Here is a 563-nt window from a genome sequence, read left to right on the forward strand (position 1 = left end):
CCGCCTTCGCCTTAGCGGCCTTCTCCTTCGCCGCCTTCGCCGCCTTCTCCTCAGCCTCCTTCTCCTGCTCGGCCTCTTCCTTGTCCTGCTGGGACACGCAGGGGCCGGACTTGAAGGGGTTCTTGGGCAGCGGCTTGGCGTTGGCGAGCTGGGGCGTGAGGCCCATGCCCATCAGGACCGCGGACGGCATGGCCGCGATGGCGATGGCCTTGCCCGCGGGAACGTGCAACCGGGTCAGCAGCGGCTTCTTGGGCGCCGCGGCACGCGGCGCCCAAGAAGCCGCTGCTGACCCGGTTGGGACAAGGAAGAGGCCGAGCAGGAGAAGGAGGCTGAGGAGAAGGCGGCGAAGGCGGCGAAGGAGAAGGCCGCTAAGGCGAAGGCGGCCAAGGAGAAGGCAGCCGAGGAGAAGGCGGACGAGGAGAAGGCGAAGAAGGACGGCGCCTCCGGGTCCTCCGACTCCGGCTCCGATTCCGGTTCCGGCTCCGAGGAGTCCGGTTCCACCGGCTCCGGTTCCGGCTCCGACTCCTCCTCCGGTTCGGACGACAGCACGACGGAGCCCGAGC

General features: G+C 69.3%; 1 protein-coding gene and 1 pseudogene. Both read right to left on the minus strand.

The genetic code is table 11. The features are described from left to right. Positions 1 to 319, minus strand: a pseudogene (locus tag J0695_RS41885) (hypothetical protein); the annotation flags it as partial. Further along, on the minus strand, positions 235 to 563 hold a 329-nt coding region (locus J0695_RS41890; RefSeq protein ID WP_206970048.1), incomplete at its 5' end, for a hypothetical protein. The gene J0695_RS41890 and the pseudogene J0695_RS41885, both read right to left, overlap by 85 nt.

The organism is Streptomyces beijiangensis (genome assembly GCF_017315755.1).
Lineage (GTDB): Bacteria > Actinomycetota > Actinomycetes > Streptomycetales > Streptomycetaceae > Streptomyces > Streptomyces beijiangensis.